7 protein-coding genes and 1 pseudogene are annotated in these 3807 nt (G+C 46.6%); 7 read left to right on the top strand and 1 reads right to left on the bottom strand.

The features are described 5' to 3' along the window. From ACTHUE_RS12810 to fdx, 4 genes and pseudogenes are all read left to right on the top strand, one after another. A pseudogene (locus ACTHUE_RS12810) lies at positions 1-198 on the top strand (hypothetical protein); the annotation flags it as partial. Between the two features lie 51 nt (positions 199-249). Next, positions 250-522: a hemagglutinin repeat-containing protein gene (locus ACTHUE_RS12805; protein WP_440400221.1), complete on the top strand. Its 273-nt coding sequence runs from the start codon at positions 250-252 to the stop codon at positions 520-522. After that, a complete protein-coding gene (locus tag ACTHUE_RS12800) occupies positions 519-881 on the top strand; it encodes a TIGR02328 family protein (protein WP_108700120.1) in 363 nt (120 codons plus the stop codon). Before ACTHUE_RS12805 ends, ACTHUE_RS12800 begins: the two co-directional genes overlap by 4 nt. Before the next feature lie 92 nt (positions 882-973). Beyond that, positions 974-1315, top strand: coding sequence for an ISC system 2Fe-2S type ferredoxin (gene fdx, locus ACTHUE_RS12795; RefSeq protein WP_003686005.1), 342 nt, complete (start codon positions 974-976; stop codon positions 1313-1315). Positions 1316-1392: 77 nt separating this feature from the next. On the opposite strand, the gene ACTHUE_RS12790 is transcribed toward fdx, so the two are convergent. Next, positions 1393-2013, bottom strand: coding sequence for a hypothetical protein (locus ACTHUE_RS12790; RefSeq protein ID WP_440402987.1), 621 nt, complete (start codon positions 2011-2013; stop codon positions 1393-1395). A gap of 315 nt (positions 2014-2328) precedes the next feature. On the opposite strand from ACTHUE_RS12790, the gene iscX reads away from it, so the two are divergent. The 3 genes from iscX to ACTHUE_RS12775 all read left to right on the top strand — a co-directional run. Next, complete coding sequence (gene iscX / locus ACTHUE_RS12785; RefSeq protein ID WP_070461311.1) at positions 2329-2526, top strand: Fe-S cluster assembly protein IscX; 198 nt, start codon at positions 2329-2331, stop codon at positions 2524-2526. 171 nt (positions 2527-2697) lie between these two features. Further along, on the top strand, positions 2698-3579 hold the full coding sequence (gene metF / locus ACTHUE_RS12780) for a methylenetetrahydrofolate reductase (protein WP_049323818.1): 882 nt from the start codon (positions 2698-2700) through the stop codon (positions 3577-3579). Positions 3580-3668: 89 nt separating this feature from the next. Continuing rightward, on the top strand, positions 3669-3807 hold a 139-nt coding region (locus ACTHUE_RS12775; RefSeq protein WP_440423643.1), incomplete at its 3' end, for a hypothetical protein.

The following is a 3807-nucleotide window of genomic DNA, read 5'->3' as shown; positions in this document are numbered from 1 at the left end:
GATGGTGAAGGCATCGTAAGGAATGAAAGTATGTATATGATGAATAAATCCGACAGACATTTATTTTGTGAAGGGAAAAAAATTGCTATTTTTTACGCGTATGACGAATTAAAAATATCAAAACAAAAAAAAGGAGACGTAATTGATTTGGAAAACAACTATGTTGAGCAAGTCATTGAAATGGCAATTTCAAAATAATCAGATGCCGCCGGCGCCCAAGCCTACCAACTGGCCGATGGCGTCGGCAAAGTGGCCGATGCCGTCAAAAACCAAACCGGACAGCAAGGCGCCGTCCTCTTGTCCGTTGAAGCCGGCTTCGGCTTTAAAACCGCCGGCAAGGAACAAAACCAAAACTACCGCCAAAGCCGCGAAAGCAGCCTGAAAGCTGGCGGCGACATCAATATCCGCAGCCGCGAGGGCAACATTACCGTCCAAGGCAGCAACATTATTTATACCACCTACTCCAAAAAAGGTTTAAAACAAGCCTATTCCGAGTACCTGACATTATTCGAATCAAAATGAGACTCTGGCACCAAACCCTCATTCCCCTGCTCCCCCGCGCCCAACTTTTAGGGCAACACCGCGAATGCGCCGCCTTACGCGGAGCAGGCTGGGGCCGACCGCACGCGACGGTGAATTATGTCTTCACCCATTCGCCTTACAAGCTCTATCTGTATCACGCGCTGATTATGGAAGAAATGGAAAAACGCGGCTACAAGCCTGACGTTTTATGGAAAGACCCGTTGTATCGCGGCAAAGCCGTTGCCCCATACCACGCACACACTGCTGAAACAGCTACTTCGCCGATTTACACCGAACATGATGATGCCTACTTAGACGAATGCCTGGAAAATTTAAAAAGTAAAGGCATCATGTTATAAACCCATTTTTCAGACGGCCTGAATATTGAATACCCAAGGCCGTCTGAAGCCGCTTTAACCACAACCACTCTTAAACAACCGAGACAATAAAAATGCCAAAAATTACCGTACTCCCACACGCGACATTATGCCCCGAAGGCGCGGTTATCGAAGATGCGCCCGAAGGTCAAACCGTCCTTGACGTACTGCTCGACCATGACATCGAAGTCGATCACGCCTGCGAAAAATCCTGCGCCTGCACCACCTGCCATGTGATTATCCGCAAAGGTTTTGACAGCCTGGAAGAACCGACCGAATTGGAAGAAGACCTGCTCGACCAAGCATGGGGCTTGGAAGCCGATTCTCGCTTGAGCTGTCAGGCAGTGGTTGCCGATGAAGATTTGGTCGTAGAAATTCCTAAATATACAATCAACCACGCTCGTGAAGACCATTAAAACAATGGTTTAATGAAAAAGGCCGTCTGAAACCACAAATTCATGGTTTTCAGACGGCCTTTTGGTGATACAGCAAATTATTCGATATGAGGAAAAATAAAACGCATACGCGAAATCTGCATAGCAGCCACTTTCTGCGTGGCGGAGTAATTTTCGATTTTTTCTTGAATTCTGATTTGATGCAGATTGCCGTTATAACGGGGAGCAGCATTCTGAGATTTATTTACTGTCGGCAGTTCAGCCTCTGCCTTTAACGCTTCCTCTGCCTCGATGGCTGAAAGCGCAGCCTCATCCCTTACCAAACCGAAACGCTCGATAATGGCATTGGCTTCATCTATATAATGAGATTTGTCCACGCCATTTTCCAACGCCGCATCTTCAAGCACGACCGACAAATGCTTGCCGCACTTTTCGATACGCTCTGCGATCCGCGAATAAACCATCCAACGTTTCAACCTCAACGCGCCTGCATCGTCATTGGGCGAAGCGGCATCCAGTTTAATTAAGCCATAGTGCTTGCCGTAATACAGACGGAACACCAGCTGCTTCAAACCTTCTGTTTCGTCCAGCATCCGATAAAGTTCGCGAACCAACAGCAGCAAACGGTCAAATGCGCCTGCTTTAGACAGATACTCCGGATCATCTGAAGCAAGCGCGTAAATTAGTTTGGATAGCTTGGCGTTGAGTGCGTTATTCATCTTTTTTTCCTTTTATTTTTAAGCGATGGATTTCGTATTAAGAGCCGTTCCAAATGATTTGGTTGCATTGAGATAATGTAAATTATTCATGCGCAAACCATCATTCAAAACGGAATAAAATATATAAAACGGCAAATTCAAAGCGAATGTGCCGTAGTTTTTAAGTGTCGTGCCGTATTTTAACGCAAATATGCTATTTTGTTAAAAAATACCCGCATTATTTATATCCGCATCTGCAGTAAAACATTCTGGCAGTCCGACTTCTTCTTGATTAAAATAATTACTATTAGCCCAAACCCAATAAAGGAACACATCATGAAATGGACAGATACCCAACGCATCGCCGAAGAACTCTACGACTTACACGGTGACAGCATCGACCCGAAAACCGTACGCTTTACCCAACTGCGTGATCTGATTATGGCTTTGCCTGGATTTGACGATGATCCGGCGCGTTGCGGCGAGCGCATTCTCGAAGCCGTGCAACAAGCATGGATAGATGAAGCAGAATAAGCTTTCTTCCCTTCCCTATCAAACAAGACCTCAGGCTATTTTTCAGACGGCCTGAGGTCTTTATTAAATCTATTCATACAATTTTGGAAAATTTCGAAATTGACTCATACTGACCTCAAATTTATTATGCAGTCTGACAACAAATAAAAGATATGCAGAAGGTGCATAACCATGAATCACGCTCGAGAAATCGCCGCTTTAAACAACAGCCTTTCTGATTTGAAAGGCGACATCAATGTTTCGTTCGAATTTTTCCCGCCGAAAAACGAACAAATGGAAACCATGCTATGGGATTCCATCCATCGCCTGCAAACCTTGCATCCGAAATTCGTTTCCGTAACTTACGGTGCAAACTCCGGCGAACGCGACCGCACACACAGTATCGTTAAACGCATCAAACAAGAAACCGGCCTTGACGCAGCCCCCCACCTGACCGGTATCGACGCCAGCCCTGACGAGTTGCGCCAAATCGCCAAAGATTATTGGGACAGCGGTATCCGCCGCATTGTCGCCCTGCGTGGCGACGAGCCGCCCGGCTACGAGAAAAAACCTTTCTATGCCGAAGATTTGGTCAAACTGTTGCGCTCCGTGGCCGACTTTGATATTTCCGTAGCGGCCTATCCAGAGGTTCACCCTGAAGCCAAATCCGCCCAAGCCGACTTGATCAATCTGAAACGTAAAATCGATGCGGGCGCAAACCACGTTATCACCCAATTCTTCTTTGACGTGGAAAGCTATCTGCGCTTCCGCGACCGTTGCGTGATGATGGGCATCGACGTTGAAATCGTTCCCGGCATCCTGCCTGTAACCAATTTCAAACAATTGACCAAAATGGCCCAAGTGACCAACGTCAAAATTCCAAGCTGGCTGTCTAAAATGTACGAAGGTTTGGATGACGACCAAGGCACACGCAACCTTGTTGCCGCCAGCATCGCCATCGACATGGTCAAAGTCCTCTCTCGCGAAGGTGTCAAAGACTTCCACTTCTACACCCTCAACCGCAGCGAACTGACTTACGCCATCTGCCATATTTTGGGTGTACGCCCCCGTTAATAAAACAGACGGCCTCACCATTCTGATTTACAATATCGAACATTCAGGCCATACCGGCCTGATTCAAAATTCCAACTAGGAGAGTTAACATGACAACATTACATTTTTCAGGCTTCCCGCGCGTCGGTGCCTTCCGCGAATTGAAATTCGCACAAGAAAAATACTGGCGCAAAGAAATCAGCGAGCAAGAATTGCTGGCTGTTGCTAAAGACTTGCGCGAGAAAAACT

This window comes from Neisseria sp. P0021.S005 (genome assembly GCF_051956955.1).
The sequence above is the reverse complement of the archived record's forward strand: the minus strand, read 5'-3'. Positions and strand labels throughout refer to the sequence as shown.

Excerpts from the sequence above, each read along its gene's own strand:
- metF (WP_049323818.1), top strand. The coding sequence starts at position 2,698 with ATGAATCACGCTCGAGAAATCGCCGCTTTAAACAACAGCCTTTCTGAT.
- iscX (WP_070461311.1), top strand. The coding sequence starts at position 2,329 with ATGAAATGGACAGATACCCAACGCATCGCCGAAGAACTCTACGACTTA.
- fdx (WP_003686005.1), top strand. The coding sequence starts at position 974 with ATGCCAAAAATTACCGTACTCCCACACGCGACATTATGCCCCGAAGGC.
- ACTHUE_RS12800 (WP_108700120.1), top strand. The coding sequence starts at position 519 with ATGAGACTCTGGCACCAAACCCTCATTCCCCTGCTCCCCCGCGCCCAA.
- ACTHUE_RS12790 (WP_440402987.1), bottom strand. The coding sequence starts at position 2,013 with ATGAATAACGCACTCAACGCCAAGCTATCCAAACTAATTTACGCGCTT.